The following is a 511-nucleotide window of genomic DNA, read 5'->3' as shown; positions in this document are numbered from 1 at the left end:
TGTGCCAATTTTAAGAGCAGGTCTTGGAATGGTAGACGGGATTTTGAAACTCATTCCAGCTGCTAAAGTGGGACATGTTGGTTTATACCGTGATCCGAAAACATTAAAGCCTGTTGAATATTATGTGAAGCTTCCATCTGATGTGGAAGAACGTGAATTTATCGTAGTAGACCCAATGCTTGCAACTGGCGGCTCAGCAGTCGAAGCGTTAAACAGCTTGAAAAAACGCGGTGCGAAAAACATTCGCTTTATGTGTCTGATTGCTGCCCCTGAAGGTGTAGAGGAAATGCAAAAGCATCATCCAGATGTTGATATCTACATTGCAGCATTAGATGAGAAACTAAACGAAAAAGGTTACATCATCCCAGGTCTTGGTGATGCTGGTGACCGTATGTACGGAACGAAATAAGAAAGTCTTAATAAAAGCCCACATGCAAACGTGCATGTGGGCTTTTTGAAATATATGACAAACGGTTGATACCGTTCTTAGAAAAATCAATGTATACTGAAC

1 protein-coding gene is annotated in these 511 nt (G+C 41.1%); it reads left to right on the top strand.

Translation table 11 applies throughout. The features are described 5' to 3' along the window. On the top strand, window positions 1-409 hold a 409-nt coding region (gene upp, locus GFC01_RS17935; RefSeq protein ID WP_152948494.1), incomplete at its 5' end, for a uracil phosphoribosyltransferase. Between the last annotated feature and the right edge of the window lie 102 nt (window positions 410-511).

This window comes from Desulfofundulus thermobenzoicus (genome assembly GCF_009428905.1).
Classification (GTDB): Bacteria; Bacillota; Desulfotomaculia; order Desulfotomaculales; family Desulfovirgulaceae; genus Desulfofundulus_A; species Desulfofundulus_A thermobenzoicus.
This window is presented reverse-complemented; position numbering and strand designations above follow the sequence as displayed.